Source organism: Pseudomonas sp. OIL-1, from assembly GCF_010669185.1.
GTDB classification, from domain to species: domain Bacteria; phylum Pseudomonadota; class Gammaproteobacteria; order Pseudomonadales; family Pseudomonadaceae; genus Halopseudomonas; species Halopseudomonas profundi.
The window spans coordinates 1,246,498-1,267,475 of the sequence record NZ_CP048629.1; the positions used below are offsets into that span (position 1 = coordinate 1,246,498).

The following is a 20,978-nucleotide window of genomic DNA, read 5'->3' on the forward strand; positions in this document are numbered from 1 at the left end:
CAAGTCACCAGCAGCAAGCCGCCACATATCAAAAATTATTCATATCGCAGGCTTGTGCAACCCAGCAGCATTCCCAAGCTCATAGCTTCCAGCTTCCAGCTTCCAGCTTCCAGCTTCCAGCTTCCAGCTTCCAGCTTCCAGCTTCCTATGTCTATTCCATCTCCTCCTCTTCCGCGCCTTCGCTGTTCATGCCCAGCTCCTTGATCTTGCGGGTCAGGGTATTGCGCCCCCAGCCGAGCAATTGCGCGGCGTCCCGACGTCGGCCAGCGGTATGTTTCAGCGCGGTTTCGATCATGATTTTTTCAAATGCCGGCACTGCAGCATCCAGTAGATTGGTCACGCCACGGGCCAGCTCCTGATCGGCCCAGTTGCGCAGGCTGAGCTCCCAGTGGTCGTCCCCGACCGTTTCCTGGTGCTGAGTGAGCATCTCGGGCGGCAGGTCTTCAATCAGGACTTCACGGCTTGAAGCCATAACCGTGATCCAGCGGCAGGTATTTTCCAGCTGCCTGACGTTGCCTGGCCAGGGTAGGGTGCTCAAATATTCCTGGGTCTGTGCCGTGAGAACCTTGGGTTCAACTGACAATTCCTGCGCGGCGCGGGCCAGAAAATGCTGTGCCAGGGTGGGTATGTCCTGGCTGCGTTCGGCGAGCTTCGGAATATGAATGCGAATAACGTTCAGGCGGTGGAACAGGTCTTCGCGGAATTTTCCTGCCTGGACCAGACCTTCCAGGTTCTGGTGTGTGGCGGCAATGATGCGAACGTCGACCTTGATCGGGGTGTGACCACCGACCCGGTAGAACTCACCATCTGCCAGTACGCGCAACAGCCGCGTCTGGGTTTCCGCTGGCATATCGCCGATTTCATCAAGAAACAGTGTGCCGCCGTCGGCCTGCTCGAAGCGCCCGCGACGTTGTACAGCGGCGCCGGTAAAAGCGCCTTTTTCGTGACCGAAGAGCTCCGACTCCATCAGATCCTTGGGAATTGCGGCCATATTCAGCGCGATGAACGGGTTGCGCGCGCGCGGGCTGTGCCGGTGCAGGGCATGGGCAACCAACTCCTTGCCGGTCCCGGATTCGCCATTGATCAACACGGTGATATTGGAATGGGACAAGCGTCCTATGGCCCGAAATACCTCTTGCATCGCTGGCGCTTCGCCAATGATCTCCGGGGTACGCATCTGCGTCGTGTCCTGCGCGGCACTCTGCTGTTCGCGGCTGTGCGCGAGGGCGCGTCGAACCAGGGCTACCGCTTCGTCGACATCGAAGGGCTTGGGTAGATATTCGAATGCGCCGCCCTGGTAGGAGGCCACGGCGCTATCCAGATCGGAATGCGCCGTCATGATGATGACTGGAACATTGGGGTGCTGATCGCGAATCTGCGCCAGCAGATCCAGACCACTGGTGCCGGGCATACGGATATCGCTGATCAATACGTCCGGGTGCTGGCGCGACAGCCTGGCCAGCGCACTGTCGGCGCTGTCAAAACAGACCGGCTCCATTCCTTCCTGCTGCAGTGCCTTATCCAGAACCCAGCGTATTGAGCGGTCATCATCAACAATCCAGACGTTTTCGGCTCGGCTCATGCATTAGTCTCCGGGTGTTGTTCCAGCGGAAGGAACAGGTTGAATTGAGTATGGCCGGGTGAGCTCTCGCACTCGATCAGTCCCTGATGCTGGCTGATGATATTTTGCGTGATGGAGAGGCCCAATCCCGTGCCATCGGCACGGCCGCTGACCATGGGATAGAAAATACTATCGAGCAGTGCAGGCGGAATGCCCGGCCCGTTATCGATTACGCGCAGGTGGCAGACTAGCCGGTGGCGCTTGTGGCCGATGGTGAACTGTCGCAGTGCCCGGGTCTGCAGGATGATGCGGCCCTGCTCAACCTGGCCATTTTCGGTGATCGCCTGCATGGCATTGCGCACGATATTCAACACTGCCTGGATAAGCTGTTCGCGGTCACCCATGAGTTCGGGAATGCTCGGATCGTAGTCACGCTGCAGATCGATCTGCCCATGGGTTTCGGCCTGTATCAGATGAGCAACCCGCTCGGTGATCTCGTGGATGTTCAGGGGTTGCAGGCTCGGCGGGCGGTAGGGGCCAAGCATACGGTCGACCAGGTTACGCAGACGGTCAGCTTCTTCAATGATGACGTCGGTATAGTCGCGCAGTGATTGGCTGGGCAGCTCACGGGCAAGCAGCTGCGCTGCGCCACGAATGCCGCCCAGCGGGTTCTTGATCTCGTGGGCGAGGCCGCGCACCAGTACCTTGGTGACTTCCTGCTTGGCCAGTTGGGCTTCTTCCTTGGTGATGCGCAGCAAGCGGTCCCGGGGGTGCACTTCCATCAGGATCCAGTTATACCCGGCCGCGGCAAGCGGAGTCACCGTATAGTCCACCACCAGGCTGTTGCCGTTGTTCAGGCTGAGCTGGGCTTCGCGTTTGGTGAAAGCGTGCATGTTGTCCAGCGCATCATGCAGGGAAGCCAGCGCTGAGGCACGGTCATGAAAGAAATCCCCGACGGGCTGCTGCTGAAGCCGCTGACCGCTTACCTCCAGCAGCATCTCCGCAGCCGGGTTCAGATAACCGAGGCACAGCTGGTCGTCCAACAAAACGACTGCAGTGGTGAGGTTTTCGAGAATCTGAATTCGGTCTGGCAGCATAGTGGTCCCCATTGTTTGATCAGATAAATGCAAAAAGCGAACCACCCTGGAGCACTGCTCACAAATGAGGGCGGATAAACAGTGGGAAGGCTACATTTCAGACCATACCCTCAAAAAAGGCCCGTTTATGGAGCCGTCGATCAATCCACTGTTCGCCTGAATGGATGGCAACGCACCAGAACCCTGCACCCCATGTGGCCGGGTTGGTCCAGGCGAGTCGATGATGCTGTTGAGATGGGCATTGAAATGACAAGTGTGCACCAAACAGGTGCGCACCTGTAGGGTGGGTGTTCTGTTTCAGTTACCCGATCGGCTGGGGGCGGGGACGTTAGGTGCGCGTGGCGCGGCGGGAGCACGCGGCGCCTGATTGGCGTTGGCGCGGCCAGGCTGGTTGAGCGAGGTGCGTTGGATGTGAATCCGCAGCGGGTCGCTGCGCTGGATGATTTCGCCTCGAGCGTTAACGACGACAGCGGTGACCGTGTGGCTGCCCCGATCCAGCTCGTTGATCTGCAGCTGATGGGCTGCATTGCCGTTTCCGGGTACCGCCTCTTCGGCAAGTTTGCCATCCACTTCTGCACGTAGCAGGTGGTTGCTGCTCAGCGGTGGGTTGGTCTCCACGGTAAGACTTAACGTACCGTCGTTGGCGCGAACGGCCTGATCATGTGTGGGTGAGGTAATCGCCAGGCGCTGGTAAACCGTCTGGGATTGCTGTCCGGACGTCTGCGAACGGTCCCGGTCGTTTTGCCATTCCATCGCTGAGGGTGATGGTGGCTCGATGGTATTCACCGGCCCCAGATCAATGCTGTCTGCCTTCGGGTGAGGCTGATCGGAGAAAACACGGTTGCCGTTTTCGTCGGTCCACGAATAGACCTGGGCTGAAAGGCTGCCAGCGTATAGCGCCAGCAAGATCATGCTGGCCAGAATCGATATGCGAAACATGCTGCTTCACTCCTGTGGATTACCCTTGGGCAGACCCTAGAGTTGCACTCCGCGGGGTGGCTGGCAAGTTGCTATGTCACAGTTGCTGACAGACGAAAAAAAAGGGCGTCCAAACGGACGCCCTCCTGCATGTCTGCAATCGATCAGACGCTGTAGTACAGGTCGTATTCGAGCGGATGAACGAAAGTGCGCACTTTCAGCTCTTCTGCCGCTTTCAGTTCGATGAACGCATCGATCAGTTCATCGGTGAATACGCCGCCCTTGGTCAGATACTCGCGGTCGCCGCTAAGCGCCTCGAGTGCCTCCTTCAGGCTGCCACAGACCTGCGGAATCTGCTGCGCTTCTTCCGGCGGCAGGTCATACAGGTTCTTGTCTGCAGCGTCGCCAGGGTGAATCTTGTTCTGGATGCCATCCAGGCCAGCCATCAACAGTGCAGCAAAGGCCAGGTAGGGGTTGGCAGCCGGATCAGGGAAGCGTGCTTCGATACGACGCGCTTTCGGGCTGGAGACATAGGGAATGCGGATCGACGCGGAACGGTTGCGAGCCGAGTAGGCCAGCATGACCGGTGCTTCGAAGCCCGGAACCAGACGCTTATAGGAGTTGGTCGACGGGTTGGTGAACGCGTTCAATGACTTGCCATGCTTGATGATACCGCCGATGAAGAACAGCGCAGTATCGGACAGACCGGAATAGCCCTCACCTGCGAAGGTGTTCTTGCCATCCTTGGAGATCGACATGTGCACGTGCATGCCGGATCCGTTATCGCCATACAGCGGCTTGGGCATGAAGGTAGCAGTCTTGCCGAAGGCATCCGCCACGTTATGCACGCAGTATTTCAGAGTCTGTACTTCGTCAGCCTTGTGCACCAGCGTGTTGAACTGCACACCGATCTCGTTCTGGCCAGCGGTGGCTACTTCGTGGTGGTGTACTTCGATGACCAGGCCCATTTCTTCCATGGCGTTACACATGGCGGTACGGATTTCGTGGTCGTGATCAACCGGCGGCACCGGGAAGTAGCCGCCCTTGGTAGCGGGACGGTGACCCTTGTTACCGGTTTCGTAGTCGGCGTCAGTGTTCCAGCCCGCCTGCTCGGAGAAGATCTTGAACATGGAGCCTGACATGTCGGACTTGAACTTCACTTCGTCAAACACGAAGAACTCGGGCTCCGGGCCGACAAAAACGGTATCGCCGATGCCGGTGGACTTCAGATACTCCTCGGCACGCCGGGCGATGCTGCGCGGATCGCGCTCATAACCCTGCATGGTGGACGGCTCGATGATGTCGCAGACGATGATCAGGGTCGGCTCTTCGGTAAAAGGGTCGAGGACCGAGGTTTCGTCATCAGGCATCAGAATCATGTCGGAAGCTTCGATTCCCTTCCAGCCAGCGATGGAGGAGCCGTCGAACATCTTGCCTTCTTCAAAGAAGTCATCCTTTACATCGCGGGCCGGCATGGTTACGTGGTGTTGCTTGCCCTTTGTATCCGTGAAGCGTAGATCGACCCACTTCACGTCAAATTCCTGGATCAGTTGCATCGCTTTCGACATGGTTTCCTCCAAAGAAACATTTGCCCGGGCGTCTCGCCCGGATCTTCAAATTCGAGCGGAATTCAGTTCCCGCATCCGCTGAGCTACAAGGTAGCAAAAGCTGTGCCATTTCTAAGTGCACGCTGAAATGAGCATGATAGAGCAGTAGCGCGGCTTTTGGTGCAAAAAGGTGCCGTTGCGCTGCGCAATAAGAGTGCAGTAAAGCACGTTAGTGATCAAAAATGGTGCAGATTGTCGCGCGGCTGGAGGCGGAAGCTGGAAGCGTAGGCTTCAGGCTGGAAGGTCGAACCTTGCGTTGGCAGGTGAGGTCCGGCCATCAGCCGGGTGAGTCGAAAGACCTGTCCACACTTCGCAGCTGTCGTGCTGTTTGCGCCAACGGTCGCTTCATAAATTGACCATCGCTGGCGGAGCAAGCGCAACAATCAACCAACAACTCCGACCTAACCCTTCCAGCTTCCAGCTTCCAGCTTCCAGCTTCCAGCTTCCAGCTTCCAGCCCCGCCGTTCGACGCTCAACGCCCCATCAACCCCCGGTAAGCGCGTATAATGCTGCGCTTTGCCTGGTTGTAGCTGCCCATGAAACTGATTATCAAGTTCTTTCCCGAAATCACCATCAAGACGCGCCAGGTGCGCAAGCGATTCGTGCACCAGCTCAAGACTAACGTCCGGGTGCTGCTCGCGGCGATCGATCCTGCTGCGCGGGTGGCTGGTTCCTGGGACAGTCTTGAAGTGATTCTCGGTGATGATCCGGCCCTGCAGCAGCAATGTATCGAGCGCCTGTGTAATACGCCGGGTATCGCCCATCTGCTTGAGGTGCGTGATTACCCGCTGGGCACACTTGAGGAGCTGGCGGAGCTGTGTATCGCCTGCTTTGGAGAGCAGGTTCGTGGACGCACTTTTGCAGTGCGCTGCAAGCGTGTGGGACGGCATTCATTCAGCTCCCAGGACGCAGCGCGGCTGGTTGGCGAGCAGCTGATGTTGCGTTGCGGTGCGGCGGGCGTATCGCTCAAGGCACCCGAGATCGCAGTAAAAATGGAGATTCGGGACAACCGGGTGTGGCTAATCCAGGCGCGCCATGAAGGGATGGGCGGGTTTCCACTGGGGACGCTGGAGCCGGTGCTCAGCCTGCTTTCCGGTGGCTTCGATTCCACTGTCGCCAGTTATCAGATGCTGCAGCGCGGGCTTCTGCCACATTTCGTCTTCTTCAATCTCGGTGGCCGCGCCCACGAGCTGGGCGTACGGCAGGTAGCGCATTATTTGTGGGAACGCTACGCCGCCAGCCATCGCCTGCGGTTTATCAGCGTTCCGTTCGAGGGTGTGGTGGCGGAGCTGTTGCAAAACGTGGAGAACAGCCAGATGGGTGTTGTGCTCAAGCGCATGATGCTGCGAGCGTCCAACCGCATCGCCTGGCGACTGGATTTGAACGCCCTTGTCACTGGCGAGGCCATTTCGCAGGTGGCCAGCCAGACCCTGCCGAATCTGGCGGTGATCGATCAGGTCAGCGATCTGCTGGTGCTGCGTCCGCTGATTACCAGCAGCAAGATGGACATTATCGATACGGCGCGGCGCATCGGTACCGAAGCCTTTTCCAGCAGCATGCCGGAGTATTGCGGGGTGATCTCGGTCAATCCGGCGATCCGCACGACGCCGGCGAAGGTGGCCGAGGCTGAAGCCGGGTTCGATTTCGCGATTCTCGACGAGGCGGTAAAGAATGCTCGCTATACCGATTGCAGCGAGCTTGAACTGGACCTCGAGGGAGCCGACGCCGTGGAGCTGGTAAGCCAGGCGCTGCCCGGTCAGGTAGTGCTGGATATCCGTGCGCCGGACGAGCAGGAGCTCAATCCGCTACAACTGTCGGGCGTTGAGGTCATGCACGTTCCGTTCTATACGTTGAACAGCCGCTTCTCCGAACTGGACGCTTCGCGCGCTTATCTCCTGTACTGCGACAAGGGCGTAATGAGCCAGCTGCACGCTCAGTATCTGCTCGATGCGGGGCATGGCAACATCCGTGTGCTACGATTGCCCAAGGTCTGAGCGAGAGCTGCAGACGGTTCGAAAAATAGCGCGTGGCGGTGTTTCGTACAAAAAACATACACTGTCACGGCTGTCTCTGTATAATGCCCCCCTCATTTTTATAAGCCGGCGAACTGCCGCGCATTTCCCAGGACGTCCATAGTGATCGAGAATCTCCGTAACATAGCCATCATTGCCCACGTCGACCACGGCAAGACCACATTGGTCGATAAGCTGCTGCGTCTGTCCGGCACCCTGGACCGTAAGGAGCTCGAGAACGAGCGCGTGATGGACAGCAATGACCAGGAAAAAGAGCGCGGTATCACCATTCTGGCGAAGAACACCGCTCTGAAATGGAATGGCTACGACATCAATATCGTCGACACCCCCGGCCACGCCGATTTCGGTGGCGAAGTAGAACGCGTAATGAGCATGGTCGACTCCGTGCTGCTGGTGGTTGACGCGCAGGATGGTCCCATGCCGCAGACGCGTTTCGTTACCCAGAAAGCATTCAAGGCGGGTCTGCGCCCGATTGTGGTCATCAACAAGATTGACCGTCCCGGCGCGCGTGCCGACTGGGTCGTCGACCAGATCTTCGATCTGTTTGATAACCTCGGCGCTACCGATGAGCAGTTGGACTTCCCTATCGTGTACGCCAGCGCCCTGAACGGGATCGCCGGTCTGGACCACGAGAATATGGACGACGACATGGATGCGCTGTTCCAGGCAATCGTCGACCACGTTCCGGCGCCTGATGTTGACGTTAACGGCCCGTTCCAGATGCAGATCTCCCAGCTGGACTACAACAGCTTCCTGGGTGTAATCGGTATCGGTCGTATCGCCCGCGGCACCGTCAAGACCAACACGCCGGTTATCGCCATTGGTGCCGATGGCAAGAAGCGCCAGGGCCGGATCCTGAAGATCATGGGTCACTCGGGTCTGCAGCGCGTTGAAGTCGATCAGGCTCAGGCTGGCGATATCGTCTGCGTCAGTGGTATGGACGAGCTGTATATTTCCGACACGCTGTGCGACATGAACAATGTCGAAGCGCTGCCACCGTTGTCAGTCGACGAGCCGACCGTCTCGATGACGTTCCAGGTCAACGATTCACCCTTCTGCGGTAAGGAAGGCAAGTTCGTTACCAGCCGCAACATCAAGGAGCGTCTGGAAAAGGAACTGCTGCACAACGTTGCGCTGCGTGTTGAGCAGGGCGATGACGCTGACAAGTTCAAGGTTTCCGGTCGTGGCGAACTGCACCTGTCGGTACTGATTGAAACCATGCGTCGTGAAGGCTTCGAGCTGGCCGTAGGCCGTCCGGAAGTGGTTATCAAGGAAATCGACGGCGAGAAGCAGGAGCCGTACGAAAACGTCACCATCGATATCGAAGAAATTCACCAGGGTCCGGTGATGGAGCAGATGGGTCTGCGTAAAGGCGACCTGAGCAACATGGTTCCGGATGGCAAGGGCCGTATCCGTCTCGAGTACACCGTACCGGCACGCGGGCTGATCGGTTTCCGTAACTCCTTCCTGACCATGACCTCGGGCAGCGGTATTCTGACCTCTACCTTCAGTCATTACGGTCCGATCAAGAGTGGTGAAGTCGGCCAGCGTCAGAGCGGTGTGCTGGTCTCCATGGCTTCGGGCAAGGCGCTGACCTATTCGCTGGAAACCCTGCAGAGCCGCGGCAAGCTGTTTCTTGCACCGGGTGATGAGATCTATGAAGGTCAGCTGGCCGGCATCCATAGCCGTGACAACGATCTGGTGATCAACCCCACCAAGGGCAAGAAGCTCGACAACATGCGCGCTTCCGGCAAGGACGAGACCATTGCACTGGTTCCGCCGATCCGCTTCACCCTCGAACAGGCGCTGGAGTTCATTGATGATGACGAGCTGGTCGAGGTCACGCCGAAGTCGATTCGCCTGCGCAAGAAGATTCTCGACGAGAACCTGCGCAAGCGCGCCAGCAAGGGCTAAGGCTTTACGCTGATCAAAGAACCCGCCACTCCGGCGGGTTTTTTGTGTCTGCTCGTCCGCTTTTGCGCGGAGATGAATACCACATCATGCTTCTCGGGTAGTGGTCAATTCACATATAGATCAACGACTTAACCCATTTGTGTGAAAGGGCTGGCCTGCGGCGGCTGCCCACCCGATTGGGTTTGCGAACTGCCCCGCTTTTTCAGGTTTTGGCGTTATGCCTTTCTGAGCGCGCCGACTAGGGTTACTGCACCCTGGCCGGGACACAATCAGGAAGCCAACAATGCCACCATGCTCAGCCCTCCGTTTGCTCGCGGCCCTCGTCGCACCCACCTTTATTTTAGCCGCCCCGGAGCCAGTGACTGCCGGGTCCGGTCTCCCTGTTTTGCCCGGGACCATGATGCTTTCGGCCAATCCGGTGCCGACACCGGAGCCGGGAGCAGAGATAACCGCCAGCACGCGCGTAGCGGCAACCGGTTGACCGGGCAGTAGCGCACCCAACTCACCTGACTGGAGACTTTCCATGCCTCTTATTAATACCCATCGATTACAACGGCCGGGTCTGCTGCTGCTCAGTCTGCTTATTTCTGCCGCCGCGCATGCGGAGGTTGAAGACGGTCGCTATACCATCGTCTCGCGCCACAGTGGGCTGGCGCTTGCGGTAGAGGGGAACAGCAATACCGATGGCGCCAACGTCATACAGAGCAATCTGAACGGTGCGGCTAACCAGCAATTCGACGTGGATAATCTGGGCAACGGTTTTTATTCGATCCGTCCGGCGCACAGCACGAAATCGCTGGATGTGTATGAATTCAGTACCGAGCCTGGAGGTGATATACGCCAGTGGTCCTTTACACAAGGCTATAACCAGCAATGGGAGATCAAGGAAGCCGGCGATCGCCACCACAAGATTATCTCGCGGCACAGTGGCTTGGCACTGGATGTGTGGGAGTGGAGCACGCGCGGTGGCGGTGATATTCGCCAGTGGACTGATACTGGCGGTGTGAACCAGCAGTGGGAGTTTCGCGCGGTTGGCGATACCGGTGGCGGCGGCACGCCCGGCGCAACGGCCTGCCTTTCCAGCCCGCCGGGCTTTGCCGCGCAGGGTAACGGCACTACCGGTGGGGCCGGCGGTCAGGAAGTGACGGTCAGCACCGGACGTGAGCTGTCCGCGGCTATCAGCAATCACACCAATGCATGGAAGAGCAACAAGTCGCACCGTACCGTTATCCGCGTCAACGGCACCATCAATGCGGGCAACTCCGGGGTAAACCGGTTTGATATCAAGGATACCGGTAACCTGTCGATTACCGGTGTTGGCAACCGCGGCGTACTGGACGGGCGCGGGCTGCTGGTAAGGGGCTCAAGCAACATCATTATCCGTAACCTGAGCATTCATCACGTTCGCGACGGCAGTGGTGACGGTATCGAGCTTGATGGTACGCGGCCGGTGCGCAACGTCTGGGTCGACCACAATACCTTCTACAACACGCTGGACGTGGACAAGGATTACTACGACAGCCTGATTGACGGCAAGCTCGACGTCAGCCACGTCACCCTGTCGTACAACATCTTTCGCGACAGCTGGAAAACTTCGCTCTGGGGCCACAGTGACAGCAGCGAGGATGACCGTCGCATTACCTTTGCTTTCAACCACTTCGATAACGTCTACTCCCGCGCGCCCTTGTTGCGCTTCGGCCAGACGCATATCTACAACAACTACTACAGCCGGATTCTGGATACCGGTATCAATACCCGCATGGGTAACCGGGTGCGGATCGACAACAACGTCTTCGAGAACGCCAGGAACCCGATTGTTTCCTGTTACAGCAGCCAGATCGGCTTCTGGGATGCTCGCAACAATCAGTTCAACAACGTGACCTGGCAGGATGGCTCCGATTGCAGTATTGCCGGTCCGAACCCCGGCGCTGCTGTCAGTTACACGCCACCTTATCGCTATGATCTGCTGCCGACCAGTCAGGTCAAGAGCCATGTGATGGCCAATGCCGGGGCGGGTCGCTGCCAGTTTTAGCCCTGCAATGCCGACCGCATCGCTCGAACAAGGCGCGGCGTTGTTTATGCCGACCCTGTCGTTAGCGAACTGAGTTGCACCTCTCTGGTCTCAAGCGTTACGCAATGTTTGCGCTTGAGACCAGAGGAGGTATATCCATGGGTATTATCGGTACGATCATCATTGGCCTTATCGTGGGCCTGATCGCCCGTTTTCTCAAACCGGGCAACGACAGTATGGGTTGGATCATGACCATTCTGCTCGGTATCGGCGGTTCTCTCCTGGCGACCTATGGCGGGCAGGCGCTGGGGCTTTACGAGGCTGGAGAAGGCGCAGGATTCATTGGTGCGGTCATTGGTGCGATCATCCTGCTGGTGATTTACGGCATGGTGACCCGTGGTAAGGATTAAGCATGAGTAGAACAACAGGGCTGCCTTCGCGCAGCCCTGTTTCGTTTCAGGGCCTGCTGCGATTTTGAGCTGGCTGTCGAGTTTCCCGCGTATCAGCTGGCTAAACTGAACTAGGCTGTATTGTCAGGCAGGCGAAAGGCAGGACATTCCATGTTCACCTATATCACACTTGGCAGTAGCGACCTGGAGCGCTCGGCGCGCTTTTACGACCAGGCCCTTGCTCCGCTCGGTATCTCCCGTTGTGGTGGATCTCAGGACGAAGCGGGATGGGAAGATATCGTCGGCTGGGGTGTATACGAACAGGAGGGCGCAACGGAGCTGGCGTTGTGGCTGTGCAGACCCTTCGATGGAGGTGCTGCCACGGTTGGTAACGGCACCATGGTTGCGCTGAAAGCTGATAGCTGGAGCGCCGTACGGGCGTTTTACCAGGCGGCGCTGGATAACGGTGGCACCAGTGAGGGTGAACCGGGGCTGCGTCCGCACTACGCGGATGACTTTTTTGCGGCCTATGTTCGCGATCCGGATGGCAACAAACTGGCGGCGGTATGCCGTGGTTTTACTGAAGAGCAAGCCACTGCCTCAGCATGGTCGTCGCAGGCTTCCTGAAACGCTGGGGCGGCGGAATAGATAGAAACGATGCATAACCGAGCTTTAAAGCTCGACCAAGCAAACAAAGGAGACATTATGAGAGCAATTCATTGGCTGGCATTGGGTGCGGCGATGTCCGTAGGGACTGTCCAGGCTGCGTCCAGCGAAGTCACCATGAACCAGGTCAGCAGCGATGGAGTAGGCGAATTCGTTGGTCAGATAACTATCAATGAAACCGAACATGGTTTGGTCTTCACCCCCAAGTTGAATTCACTGCCCGCCGGGATTCATGGCTTCCATGTACATGAAACAGGAAACTGTGAGCCGGCCATGAGCGAGGGCGAGAACGTGGCAGCCAAGTCGGCCGGTGGTCATTTCGATCCAGACGACAAGGGCGAGCATGACGGGCCCTATGGTCAAGGCCACTTGGGTGACCTGCCGGCGCTGTATGTCGGCGATGATGGCAATGCCCATTACCCGGTTCTCGCGCCGCGAATCAAAACGCTGGAAGAAATCAAAGGTCGTGCGCTCATGATTCATGCTGGAGGTGACAATCATTCTGACGAGCCCCAGCCTCTTGGTGGTGGCGGGAAGCGGATTGCCTGCGGCGTGATCTAGGCGCAGACATTGTCGCGGCTTTCTGAGCCTGATGCTGGCAGGACCGAGCGTCCCGCCAGCTTCATATTGTGAAGTTCGAGGCGTGTGACTATTGGCGTGATACCAGCAGCGGGGCAGTTCTTACTGATGAGCATGAGCGTATGTACTCCAATGTTCTGAATTTCTGGTTCAACGAACTCAAGCCAGCGATGTGGTGGAAGAAAGATCCGCAACTTGACCGGCTCATCGTTGACCGCTTTGGCGCGGTGCACGGGCAGGCTACTCGCGGCGAGCTCTTTAGCTGGCGCGAGAGTGCCGAGGGCCGGCTGGCAGAGATCATAGTGCTGGATCAGTTCTCGCGAAATATCTACCGCGACCGCCCCCAGGCGTTCGCCTGGGATGGCATGGCTCTGGTGCTGGCGCAGGAGGCCATTGCCGCAGGCGCCGACCGTGAACTACCTGTCGAGCAACGTGGTTTTATGTATATGCCGTTCATGCACAGTGAATCGTTAGTGCTCCATGAGCAGGCAATGCGATTGTTTTCAACCGAAGGCCTGGAGACCAGTTTTCGCGTTGAGCAGCGCCACAAGGAGATTCTTGAGCGTTTCGGTCGCTACCCTCATCGCAACGCGGCGTTGGGTCGCCCGTCCACTGATGCCGAAATCGCCTTTCTCAAACAGCCGGGCTCCAGCTTCTGATCCCGTTGCTGCCTTCTGATTTGACTTCGTGAATCGCTGGTGGCGGGTCAGTTGACTCTGCCCCTGATTGCTGTGCTGTGAACGCGGTGAGGGATGTGGCAGTCTGACGGGATGCCATCAGAGGAGTCCATTAATGCGGTATCTGCTATCTGCCATGCTCATGAGTGTCTCGCTGTCCATGTTGACCGGCTGTAGCGATGACTCGCCCGCGCCTGCTCAAACGCCCCCCGTTGACGCCTCTCCGGCGGGGGATGAACAGACGCAGATGTTGCGCATCACAGGCGACCTGACCTATCAGGCGCGCACGGCCCTGCAACCGGAAAGTCAGGCTGTGATCGAGCTGCGCTACGCAGCGCCGGGTGAAACTGAGCCGGAAAGTGTTCTGGCCCGCCAGCGCATCGATCTGATCGGCCGTAACGTCCCCGTGCATTTTGTGCTCGAGGTCGACCCCGAGCAATTGCAGCGCGCCGATGCCTATCAGTTACGCGCCATGATCATGGAAGGTGAACGGGCCACCTGGTTGGCCGAACCCGTGGAGATCGGCCCAACAGCGGAGGAAATCAACCTCGGTGAGTTGGTACTGCTACCGCATCGAGAGGCAGCCTTCTCCAGCATCCTGTCCTGTGGGCAGGCTCAGATCAGCGTTGGTTATGAAGGCGATGATCTGATTCTCGAGGTGGCAGACGACGAATACATATTGCTCCCGGTTGAGACGCATGCTGGCGCCCGGTTCGAGGCTGAAGGGGACCCTGCGACGCGTTTCTGGAGCCGCGGGAACAGCGCCTTGCTGACACTCCAAGGCAAAGCTTACCCCGAATGCGTGCCCCCGGGAGCGCTGCCCAAACCATTCCTCGCCTCTGGCAACGAGCCGGCCTGGCATGTGCGGCTGGAGAACGGCGAATTGACCTGGCAGCGTCCCGATCAGGATCAGGAATTCACAGCGCCGTACCAGATCATTGACGACAATAGCGAGGGCGTGACCATCGAAGCCGGCCAGGAGGGCAGTGATCACGGGTTACGCCTGACCGCCCATCGCAGCATCTGTTACGACAGCATGACCGCGATGCCGTACCCGCGCGAGGTTTCCCTGACAGTTGATGGAGAGGCGTTGCAGGGTTGTGGCGGAGACCCAGCGCGCTTGCTGCAGGGCGCTGAGTGGGTTGTTGAGGATATCAACGGCGGAGGGATTATCGATGGCTCGCGGGTCGAGTTGGCCTTTTTGCATAATGATCGACTGGCGGGACAGGCGTCCTGCAATAACTACTCGGCCGAGTATGAATTGACCACAGAAGCGCTGGTGGTGGGGGACGTAATCAGCACTAAAAAAGCCTGCCCGCCGGCATTAATGGAGCAGGAACATCGCTTTCTCGATATGCTGCAGCGTGTGCAGCAATTCAGGTTCAACGAACAGGATGCGCTGGTTCTGCTTACTGCGGAAGGCGAATCGCTGACGGCAAGAATGCGCTAAAACGGTTTGCGGGTTGCCGTTATCGGGAGTCAACGCGGCGTCGCATCGGGTGTGCGCTGATCCCCATGCTGCCCGCACACCCATAACAACAGAAAGGATAGAAAATGTTAGCTCTGGTAGCAGGTTTGGTGATCTTTCTCGGCATTCATTCGACGGGGTTGTTCGCTCCCGATTGGCGCGCTGCGCAAAAACAGCGGCTCGGGGAGAATGCCTGGAAGGGTATCTATTCATTAGCCGCGCTGATCGGTCTGGTGCTTATCGTCTGGGGTTATGGTCAGGCACGGCTTGATCCCACATGGTTATGGATCCCGCCGGTCTGGACACGGCATCTTGCGGCGCTGTTGACGATACCGGCATTCATTCTGCTGGTAGCCACCTATCTGCCCGGCACGAAGATGAAAGCGCGGATAGGGCACCCGATGCTGCTCGGCGTCAAGTTCTGGGCCATTGCGCACCTTCTGGCCAACGGCACCCTGGCCGATCTGCTGCTGTTTGGAGGCTTCCTGGCGTGGGCCGTAGCGCTGTTTATTGTCCTGCGCCGACGTGATCGCGCTGCCGGTGTGATACGGCCTGCAGGCAAGTTCAGCCGTGATGTGATGGCGGTAGTAGTCGGGTTGGTACTCTGGGTTATATTCGCGCTCTGGTTGCATCAATGGTTGATTGGTGTGCGTCCGTTCGGCTAGATGACGCAGGCAGGTGACAGTAATAACGCCGGTGAGTAATGTTGGTAAAAACAGTATCGGTTGAGACGAGTCGACATTCAGGAGCCCGACCATGCAACTGTTGTATCCGGAGATCAAACCCTACGCTCGCCATGAACTGGCCGTCGAGGCCCCCCACGTTTTATATGTTGATGAAAGCGGTGAGCCGGACGGTCTGCCGGTGGTCTTTCTGCATGGCGGACCGGGTGCCGGTTGCGACGCGCTAAGCCGGCGTTTCTTCGACCCTTCGGTGTATCGCATCATCACTTTCGACCAGCGCGGAGCGGGTCGCTCGACGCCGCACGCCAGTCTCGAGAACAACACTACAGCCCATCTGGTCAGCGATATGGAAGCGCTGCGTGAGTATCTGAAGATCGATAAATGGGTGCTGTTCGGTGGCTCCTGGGGTTCGACGCTGGCATTGGCATATGCCCAGGCGCATCCGGACAGGGTCAGTGGCATTATCCTGCGTGGTGTTTTTCTCTGCCGCGACCAGGACATACGCTGGTTTTACCAGGAAGGCGCGAGCCACATCTTTCCGGATTACTGGGAGGACTATGCTTCGCTTATTCCGGAGGTCGAGCGTGGCGATATGGTCTCGGCCTATTATCGCCGGTTGATTGGTGATGACGAGATCCGCCGGATGCACGCGGCCAGGAGCTGGTCAGTATGGGAAGGCCGCTGCGCCACGTTGCGTCCCAGTGCGCAAGTGCTCGACCGGTTCAATGACTCACGTCGTGCTTATGCAATGGCCCGGATCGAGTGTCACTACTTTATCAACAAGGCTTTTCTTGAGCCGGATCAGCTACTGCGTGACATGCCGTCTATTGCACATATCCCTGGCATTCTTATCCATGGTCGTTATGACATGGTGTGTCCGCTGGATAATGCCTACGCCTTGCACCAGAGCTGGCCGGGCAGTGAGCTACAGATTATCCGTGACGCCGGGCACGCTGCGTCCGAGGCCGGCACGGCCGACGCGCTGGTTCGTGCCACACAGTCCATGGCGCAACGCCTGTTACACCTGCCTCCCCAGGCAGAATAGGCATGAAGGGATTGCTGCAGCGGGTCAGCCAGGCGCGGGTGGAAGTGGATGGCGAGATTGTCGGAGCCATTGATCGCGGTTTGTTGGTGCTGATCGGCATCGAGCCGGAGGATGACCAGGTCAGCGCCGATAAATTATTGCAACGGTTGCTACGTTATCGGGTGTTCGGTGATGCCGAAGGCCGCATGAACGCCTCGCTTCAGGATGTCGATGGCGGGCTGCTCTTGGTATCGCAATTCACCCTGGCAGCTGACACCCGCAAAGGCTTGCGGCCGGGGTTTTCCACAGCGGCTCCGCCAGAGCGAGCCGCTGAGGTGTTCGAATACCTGCTCGGCCAGGCCCGTGAGCGGCACCCGCAGGTCAGCAGCGGTCGGTTCGGTGCTGACATGCAGGTGCATCTGGTTAACGACGGACCGGTTACCTTTCTGTTGGAGGTATGAGTCGGTGCTAGTCCTCTCGCGCTAGCGCCTCTTCAACAAACTCAAGTCGATCCTGACCGAAGAAGAGTTCGTCCCCAACGAAAATACTCGGTGCGCCGAATACGCCTCTGGATATGGCCTCGTCGGTGGTCTGGCGCAGCCGGTCCTTCACTGCCGGATCACCGATCAAGCCCATCACTTCGGCCGGGTTGAATCCGTTACGTTCGAGCACCCCGGCAACGATCTCCGGCTTGCCCATGTCCAGTTCTTCCACCCAGATGGCAGTGAAGACCGCAGACAGATAGCGCTCGAAGTGTTCCGTGTTCTGGTAAGCGGCGGCACCGCGCATCAGCTGCAGCGTATTGATCGGAAAAAACGGGTTGTGGTTGAGCGGGACGCCGTAACGCCGGGCGAAGCGCTGAAAATCCTGGCGGGTGTAATTGCCCTTGGCCGGTACGCTCGCCGGTGAGCTATTGCCCGTGGCCTGAAACACGGCGCCAAGCAGCATTGGCTTGAGTTCCACGGCAGCATTGTGGCGTTGTGCAATGGCCTTGATCTGAGTCCATGCGAGATAGCTGGCCGGGCTGCCGACATCAAAAAAGAACTCGATTTTTTTGCTCATAGTGTGATCCTTATCCAGAGATTTTCAGAAGGTTTCCATCCAGGGGCGCAGGTCCAGCTCATGGGTCCAGCAGTCCCGTGGCTGGCAGTGCAGCTGCCAATACTGCTCGGCGATGTGCACGGGATCGAGAATGCCTGCCTGGTCCTTCAGTGCGTAGCGTTCAGGAAAGGTGTCCCGGATAAACGCGGTGTCGATGGCGCCGTCGATGATCGGATGCGCGACATGGATGCCCTGCGGTCCCAACTCGCGGGCCATGCTCTGGGCGAGGGCACGCAGTGCGAACTTGGCGCCGGCAAAGGCGCTGAATCCGCTGCCGCCGCGCAGTGAAGCCGTGGCGCCGGTGAAGATAATTGTGCCGCGCTGGCGCGGCAGCATTACCCTGGCCGCTTCGCGACCGGTAAGAAAGCCCGACAGCGCGGCCATCTCCCATACCTTGCGATACACCCGCTCGGTGGTCTCGGTAATGGAGAAACGCACATTCGCGCCGATATTGAACACCACCACCTCAATCTCGCCCAGGTCGCGTTCAATCTCATCAAATAGCGCGACCATCTGCTCCTCACGGCGGGCATCACAGCCGAACGGGTAAGCCTTGCCACCGGCAGCCTCGATGTCAGTGACCAGTGGCGCCAGCTTGTCTGCCTGACGGCGGGTGACACACAGCGCAAAGCCCTCACGAGCAAAACGCCGGGCTATAGCGCCGCCAGTGGCATCGCCTGCGCCGATCACTACGGCGATGGGTGGTCTGGACATGAAACGCTCCTACTTGTGTAAGTTAAGTTCTTTTTTGGAACTTGACTGATAGTCAGTTTCTTTTTGGAACTTGTCAAGTTACGCTTGAGCCCTTGTCGAGAAGAGGATTAACCATGCGCTGGGAAGAACTCGAGCAGCAGCCCTGTTCCATAGCTCGAACGCTAGCTGTAGTGGGAGATCGGTGGACGCTGTTGATTCTGCGCGATTGTTTTCTTGGCGTGCGGCGTTTCGATGCGTTTGAGAAGCGGCTTGGCATCACGCGGCATGTGTTGGCTGAGCGCCTGAAAAAGCTGGTGGAGCACGGCGTATTGAGCAAGGTGCCTTATCAGCAACGTCCGCTGCGTGAAGAGTATCGGTTAACCGATAAAGGACTCGAACTGCATCCAGCCATTCTGGCACTGGTGAGTTGGGGGGACAGGTATATGGCGGACGAGCGCGGCGCTCCGGTCCGGCATCTCCACAAAGGCTGCGGACTGGCTATGCGACCGGTTACCGTCTGTTCCGAGTGTGGTGAACCGGTTACAGCCCGGGATGTAAGAGTGGAAGCGGGGGAGGGCTGGCAGGACGAGGCGCAGCAGATTATCGCCCCCGCACAGGGCTGATCAATACAGCCTGGATATCAAGGCTGTAACGGCCGTTTCCACCCGCAGAATCCGCTCGCCCAGTTGCACCGGAGCGAAACCGGCTTCCACCAGTTTTTCCACCTCATAGGGTATCCAGCCGCCTTCCGGCCCGATAGCCAAGGTTGCCGGGGAATTCAGGGCGCGTGGGCAGGGTGGGTAATCGCCGGGATGGGCAACGAGGGCCCGGGTATTGGTAATCAGCTCGGGGAGACGGTCTTCAACGAAGGGCTTGAAGCGCTTCTCGATGATGATTTCAGGCAAAACCGTATCCCGGGCCTGCTCAAGCCCCAGCAACAGATTCTCGCGTAGCGCAGCCGGTTCAAGAAAAGGTGTCTGCCAGAAGCTTTTCTCGACGCGATAACTGTTGAGTAGAATAATGCGCGGCACACCGAGGGTGGCGCAGTGCTGCATGATGCGGCGGAACATCTTGGGCCGCGGCATCGCCAGCAGCAGCGTGAGTGGGAGCTTGGGGGGCGGAGGAGCGTCCAGGGTAATGCTGAGTTCGGCCTGGTTATCCGAGAGCGAGAGAACCTGTGCCTGTCCCATCATCCCGCCAATCCGGCCAATCCGGAGCGTATCGCCGGTGCTCAGCTGCTGAATCTCGAGCATATGACGCAGACGGCGACCGCTCAGTTTTACATGGGAGGCATCGCTGAAATCCTGCTCGTCGAGCAAGAGCAGGTTCATGCTGGTGGATTGTCCTGCGCGTCCTGCTCGGCGTCCTTCTTACGTTTGAGCAGCAGGCTGAACAGAATCCCTACCTCGTACAGCAACCACATGGGACCTGCCAGCAAGGCCTGGGAAATCACATCCGGAGGCGTCAGCACCATACCGATGATGAAACAGCCCACGATCACGTAAGGCCGTATTTCACGCAGCTTGGCTACATCCACCGCCCCGGTGAGAACCAGCAGAACCGTCGCCACCGGGATTTCAAACGACAGCCCGAATGCCATAAACAGGGTCAGGACGAAATCCAGATACTTGTTGATGTCGGTCATGACAGCCACGCCGGCCGGCGCGGTACTGGTGAAGAAACCGAACACCAGCGGGAACACCACGTAATAGGCGAACGCCATGCCGGAATAGAACAGAATGATGCTGGACGCCAGCAAGGGTATCGCCAGTCGTTTTTCGTGGCGGTACAGGCCCGGGGCGATGAAGCCCCAGATCTGATGCAGCACGAAGGGCATGGCGAGGAACAATGCGCTGATCAGGGCCAGTTTGAAGGGCGTCAGGAAGGGCGATGCCACGTCGGTGGCAATCATGCTGGTGCCTTCCGGCAGGAACACGCGCAGCGGCTCGGATATGAAGGTATACAGGTCGTTGGCGAAGTAGAACAGGCCAGCGAACACCAGCATCCAGATCACGACTATACGCAGCAGTCGCGAGCGGAGTTCGGTGAGGTGTGCCACCAGGGGCATGTCTTCGGCCAGCTGGGCCGGGGTGCGCTTATCGCTCATCGGGACGTGTCGGAGAGTCATCGGTGGTATCGTCAACCGACGGCGTCGGGCCGTCGAGGGTCGCCACTGTATCGGCTGTCGGGGCAGTCTGCTCGGTGGATGTTACGGGCGTGTTACCGGCACGCTTGACGTTTGAATCGGTGACCTTGGGGTCTGCGACCGGGGCACCGGGATCCGGTCTGGCAGGTTTTTCCGGCTTGCCGTCCTGCTTGCCCTGTTTACCGCTTTTCTCCAGGTTGGACATGATCCGCTCGTTATGAAGCTGCTGGCGAATCTCGTCAGCGCCGATCTCACGCTCGACCTGAGAGCGCACGTCAGCAAAACCGCGCTTGATGCGACCAATGGTCAGCCCGGCCGTGCGCACAGCGCCGGGCAGCCGTTCGGGCCCCAGTACCAACAGGGCGACGATGGCCACCACCAGCATTTCAATGAAGCCGATATCAAACATGG

General features: G+C 58.4%; 21 protein-coding genes. 12 read left to right on the forward strand and 9 right to left on the reverse strand.

Features of this window, described 5'->3' with window-relative positions:
* Window positions 1–151 precede the first annotated feature (151 nt).
* The 4 genes from ntrC to glnA all read right to left on the reverse strand — a co-directional run bounded on the left by ntrC (window position 152) and on the right by glnA (window position 5,144).
* Window positions 152–1,582 carry a nitrogen regulation protein NR(I) gene (ntrC, locus tag G3M63_RS05775; RefSeq protein WP_163982127.1) on the reverse strand — a complete coding sequence of 477 codons (1,431 nt, stop codon included), beginning with the start codon at window positions 1,580–1,582 and terminating at the stop codon, window positions 152–154.
* Window positions 1,579–2,658: a nitrogen regulation protein NR(II) gene (gene glnL / locus G3M63_RS05780; RefSeq protein ID WP_256669957.1), complete on the reverse strand. Its 1,080-nt coding sequence runs from the start codon at window positions 2,656–2,658 to the stop codon at window positions 1,579–1,581. Before glnL ends, ntrC begins: the two co-directional genes overlap by 4 nt.
* A 297-nt stretch (window positions 2,659–2,955) precedes the next feature.
* Window positions 2,956–3,597 (reverse strand): DUF4124 domain-containing protein, encoded by a 642-nt coding sequence (locus G3M63_RS05785; RefSeq protein WP_163982129.1) that lies wholly within the window; start codon window positions 3,595–3,597, stop codon window positions 2,956–2,958.
* 143 nt (window positions 3,598–3,740) lie between these two features.
* Complete coding sequence (gene glnA / locus G3M63_RS05790) at window positions 3,741–5,144, reverse strand: glutamate--ammonia ligase (RefSeq protein WP_150302098.1); 1,404 nt, start codon at window positions 5,142–5,144, stop codon at window positions 3,741–3,743.
* 575 nt (window positions 5,145–5,719) lie between these two features.
* Here glnA and thiI point away from each other — a divergent pair.
* The 11 genes from thiI to dtd all read left to right on the forward strand — a co-directional run bounded on the left by thiI (window position 5,720) and on the right by dtd (window position 17,088).
* The gene (thiI, locus tag G3M63_RS05795) at window positions 5,720–7,177 is read left to right on the forward strand and encodes a tRNA uracil 4-sulfurtransferase ThiI (protein ID WP_163982130.1); all 1,458 of its coding nucleotides are present in this window, start codon (window positions 5,720–5,722) and stop codon (window positions 7,175–7,177) included.
* Between the two features lie 141 nt (window positions 7,178–7,318).
* Window positions 7,319–9,130: a translational GTPase TypA gene (gene typA, locus G3M63_RS05800; protein ID WP_163982131.1), complete on the forward strand. Its 1,812-nt coding sequence runs from the start codon at window positions 7,319–7,321 to the stop codon at window positions 9,128–9,130.
* 523 nt (window positions 9,131–9,653) lie between these two features.
* The gene (locus tag G3M63_RS05805; protein ID WP_163982132.1) at window positions 9,654–11,162 is read left to right on the forward strand and encodes an RICIN domain-containing protein; all 1,509 of its coding nucleotides are present in this window, start codon (window positions 9,654–9,656) and stop codon (window positions 11,160–11,162) included.
* A 137-nt stretch (window positions 11,163–11,299) separates the two neighbouring features.
* Window positions 11,300–11,551, forward strand: coding sequence for a GlsB/YeaQ/YmgE family stress response membrane protein (locus G3M63_RS05810; RefSeq protein ID WP_150302102.1), 252 nt, complete (start codon window positions 11,300–11,302; stop codon window positions 11,549–11,551).
* Between the two features lie 150 nt (window positions 11,552–11,701).
* On the forward strand, window positions 11,702–12,157 hold the full coding sequence (locus G3M63_RS05815; RefSeq protein ID WP_163982133.1) for a VOC family protein: 456 nt from the start codon (window positions 11,702–11,704) through the stop codon (window positions 12,155–12,157).
* Window positions 12,158–12,235: 78 nt separating this feature from the next.
* Window positions 12,236–12,757, forward strand: coding sequence for a superoxide dismutase family protein (sodC, locus tag G3M63_RS05820; RefSeq protein ID WP_150302104.1), 522 nt, complete (start codon window positions 12,236–12,238; stop codon window positions 12,755–12,757).
* A 140-nt stretch (window positions 12,758–12,897) separates the two neighbouring features.
* On the forward strand, window positions 12,898–13,434 hold the full coding sequence (locus tag G3M63_RS05825; RefSeq protein ID WP_163982134.1) for a DUF924 family protein: 537 nt from the start codon (window positions 12,898–12,900) through the stop codon (window positions 13,432–13,434).
* Window positions 13,435–13,567: 133 nt separating this feature from the next.
* The gene (locus G3M63_RS05830; protein WP_163982135.1) at window positions 13,568–14,902 is read left to right on the forward strand and encodes an META domain-containing protein; all 1,335 of its coding nucleotides are present in this window, start codon (window positions 13,568–13,570) and stop codon (window positions 14,900–14,902) included.
* A gap of 104 nt (window positions 14,903–15,006) precedes the next feature.
* Entirely contained in the window at window positions 15,007–15,585 is a 579-nt protein-coding gene (locus G3M63_RS05835) for an NnrU family protein (protein WP_163982136.1), read from the forward strand.
* 91 nt (window positions 15,586–15,676) lie between these two features.
* Complete coding sequence (gene pip / locus G3M63_RS05840) at window positions 15,677–16,648, forward strand: prolyl aminopeptidase (protein WP_150302108.1); 972 nt, start codon at window positions 15,677–15,679, stop codon at window positions 16,646–16,648.
* 2 nt (window positions 16,649–16,650) lie between these two features.
* Window positions 16,651–17,088 carry a D-aminoacyl-tRNA deacylase gene (gene dtd, locus G3M63_RS05845; RefSeq protein ID WP_163982137.1) on the forward strand — a complete coding sequence of 146 codons (438 nt, stop codon included), beginning with the start codon at window positions 16,651–16,653 and terminating at the stop codon, window positions 17,086–17,088.
* A 7-nt stretch (window positions 17,089–17,095) separates the two neighbouring features.
* Here dtd and G3M63_RS05850 read toward each other — a convergent pair whose 3' ends face one another.
* Window positions 17,096–17,689 carry a 2-hydroxychromene-2-carboxylate isomerase gene (locus tag G3M63_RS05850; RefSeq protein ID WP_163982138.1) on the reverse strand — a complete coding sequence of 198 codons (594 nt, stop codon included), beginning with the start codon at window positions 17,687–17,689 and terminating at the stop codon, window positions 17,096–17,098.
* 24 nt (window positions 17,690–17,713) lie between these two features.
* A complete protein-coding gene (locus G3M63_RS05855) occupies window positions 17,714–18,442 on the reverse strand; it encodes an SDR family oxidoreductase (RefSeq protein ID WP_163982139.1) in 729 nt (242 codons plus the stop codon).
* 113 nt (window positions 18,443–18,555) lie between these two features.
* Between G3M63_RS05855 and G3M63_RS05860 the strand changes: the two genes are divergently transcribed.
* Window positions 18,556–19,044, forward strand: a complete 489-nt coding sequence (locus tag G3M63_RS05860; RefSeq protein WP_163982140.1) for a helix-turn-helix domain-containing protein — start codon at window positions 18,556–18,558, stop codon at window positions 19,042–19,044.
* Here the strand turns inward: G3M63_RS05860 and G3M63_RS05865 are convergent, their stop codons facing one another.
* Genes G3M63_RS05865 through tatB form a run of 3 tightly spaced genes read right to left on the reverse strand, consistent with a single transcriptional unit; the run spans window position 19,045 to window position 20,976 of the window.
* Complete coding sequence (locus G3M63_RS05865; protein WP_163982141.1) at window positions 19,045–19,752, reverse strand: 16S rRNA (uracil(1498)-N(3))-methyltransferase; 708 nt, start codon at window positions 19,750–19,752, stop codon at window positions 19,045–19,047.
* Entirely contained in the window at window positions 19,749–20,549 is an 801-nt protein-coding gene (tatC, locus tag G3M63_RS05870) for a twin-arginine translocase subunit TatC (protein ID WP_223825117.1), read from the reverse strand. Before tatC ends, G3M63_RS05865 begins: the two co-directional genes overlap by 4 nt.
* Window positions 20,518–20,976, reverse strand: a complete 459-nt coding sequence (gene tatB / locus G3M63_RS05875) for a Sec-independent protein translocase protein TatB (RefSeq protein ID WP_163982142.1) — start codon at window positions 20,974–20,976, stop codon at window positions 20,518–20,520. Before tatB ends, tatC begins: the two co-directional genes overlap by 32 nt.
* Window positions 20,977–20,978: the final 2 nt, after the last annotated feature.

Coding starts and splice junctions, on each gene's coding strand:
- ntrC (WP_163982127.1), bottom strand. CDS start 1,582: ATGAGCCGAGCCGAAAACGTCTGGATTGTTGATGATGACCGCTCAATA.
- glnL (WP_256669957.1), bottom strand. CDS start 2,658: ATGCTGCCAGACCGAATTCAGATTCTCGAAAACCTCACCACTGCAGTC.
- G3M63_RS05785 (WP_163982129.1), bottom strand. CDS start 3,597: ATGTTTCGCATATCGATTCTGGCCAGCATGATCTTGCTGGCGCTATAC.
- glnA (WP_150302098.1), bottom strand. CDS start 5,144: ATGTCGAAAGCGATGCAACTGATCCAGGAATTTGACGTGAAGTGGGTC.
- thiI (WP_163982130.1), top strand. CDS start 5,720: ATGAAACTGATTATCAAGTTCTTTCCCGAAATCACCATCAAGACGCGC.
- G3M63_RS05805 (WP_163982132.1), top strand. CDS start 9,654: ATGCCTCTTATTAATACCCATCGATTACAACGGCCGGGTCTGCTGCTG.
- G3M63_RS05810 (WP_150302102.1), top strand. CDS start 11,300: ATGGGTATTATCGGTACGATCATCATTGGCCTTATCGTGGGCCTGATC.
- G3M63_RS05815 (WP_163982133.1), top strand. CDS start 11,702: ATGTTCACCTATATCACACTTGGCAGTAGCGACCTGGAGCGCTCGGCG.
- sodC (WP_150302104.1), top strand. CDS start 12,236: ATGAGAGCAATTCATTGGCTGGCATTGGGTGCGGCGATGTCCGTAGGG.
- G3M63_RS05825 (WP_163982134.1), top strand. CDS start 12,898: ATGTACTCCAATGTTCTGAATTTCTGGTTCAACGAACTCAAGCCAGCG.
- G3M63_RS05830 (WP_163982135.1), top strand. CDS start 13,568: ATGCGGTATCTGCTATCTGCCATGCTCATGAGTGTCTCGCTGTCCATG.
- G3M63_RS05835 (WP_163982136.1), top strand. CDS start 15,007: ATGTTAGCTCTGGTAGCAGGTTTGGTGATCTTTCTCGGCATTCATTCG.
- pip (WP_150302108.1), top strand. CDS start 15,677: ATGCAACTGTTGTATCCGGAGATCAAACCCTACGCTCGCCATGAACTG.
- dtd (WP_163982137.1), top strand. CDS start 16,651: ATGAAGGGATTGCTGCAGCGGGTCAGCCAGGCGCGGGTGGAAGTGGAT.
- G3M63_RS05850 (WP_163982138.1), bottom strand. CDS start 17,689: ATGAGCAAAAAAATCGAGTTCTTTTTTGATGTCGGCAGCCCGGCCAGC.
- G3M63_RS05855 (WP_163982139.1), bottom strand. CDS start 18,442: ATGTCCAGACCACCCATCGCCGTAGTGATCGGCGCAGGCGATGCCACT.
- G3M63_RS05860 (WP_163982140.1), top strand. CDS start 18,556: ATGCGCTGGGAAGAACTCGAGCAGCAGCCCTGTTCCATAGCTCGAACG.
- G3M63_RS05865 (WP_163982141.1), bottom strand. CDS start 19,752: ATGAACCTGCTCTTGCTCGACGAGCAGGATTTCAGCGATGCCTCCCAT.
- tatC (WP_223825117.1), bottom strand. CDS start 20,549: ATGACTCTCCGACACGTCCCGATGAGCGATAAGCGCACCCCGGCCCAG.
- tatB (WP_163982142.1), bottom strand. CDS start 20,976: ATGTTTGATATCGGCTTCATTGAAATGCTGGTGGTGGCCATCGTCGCC.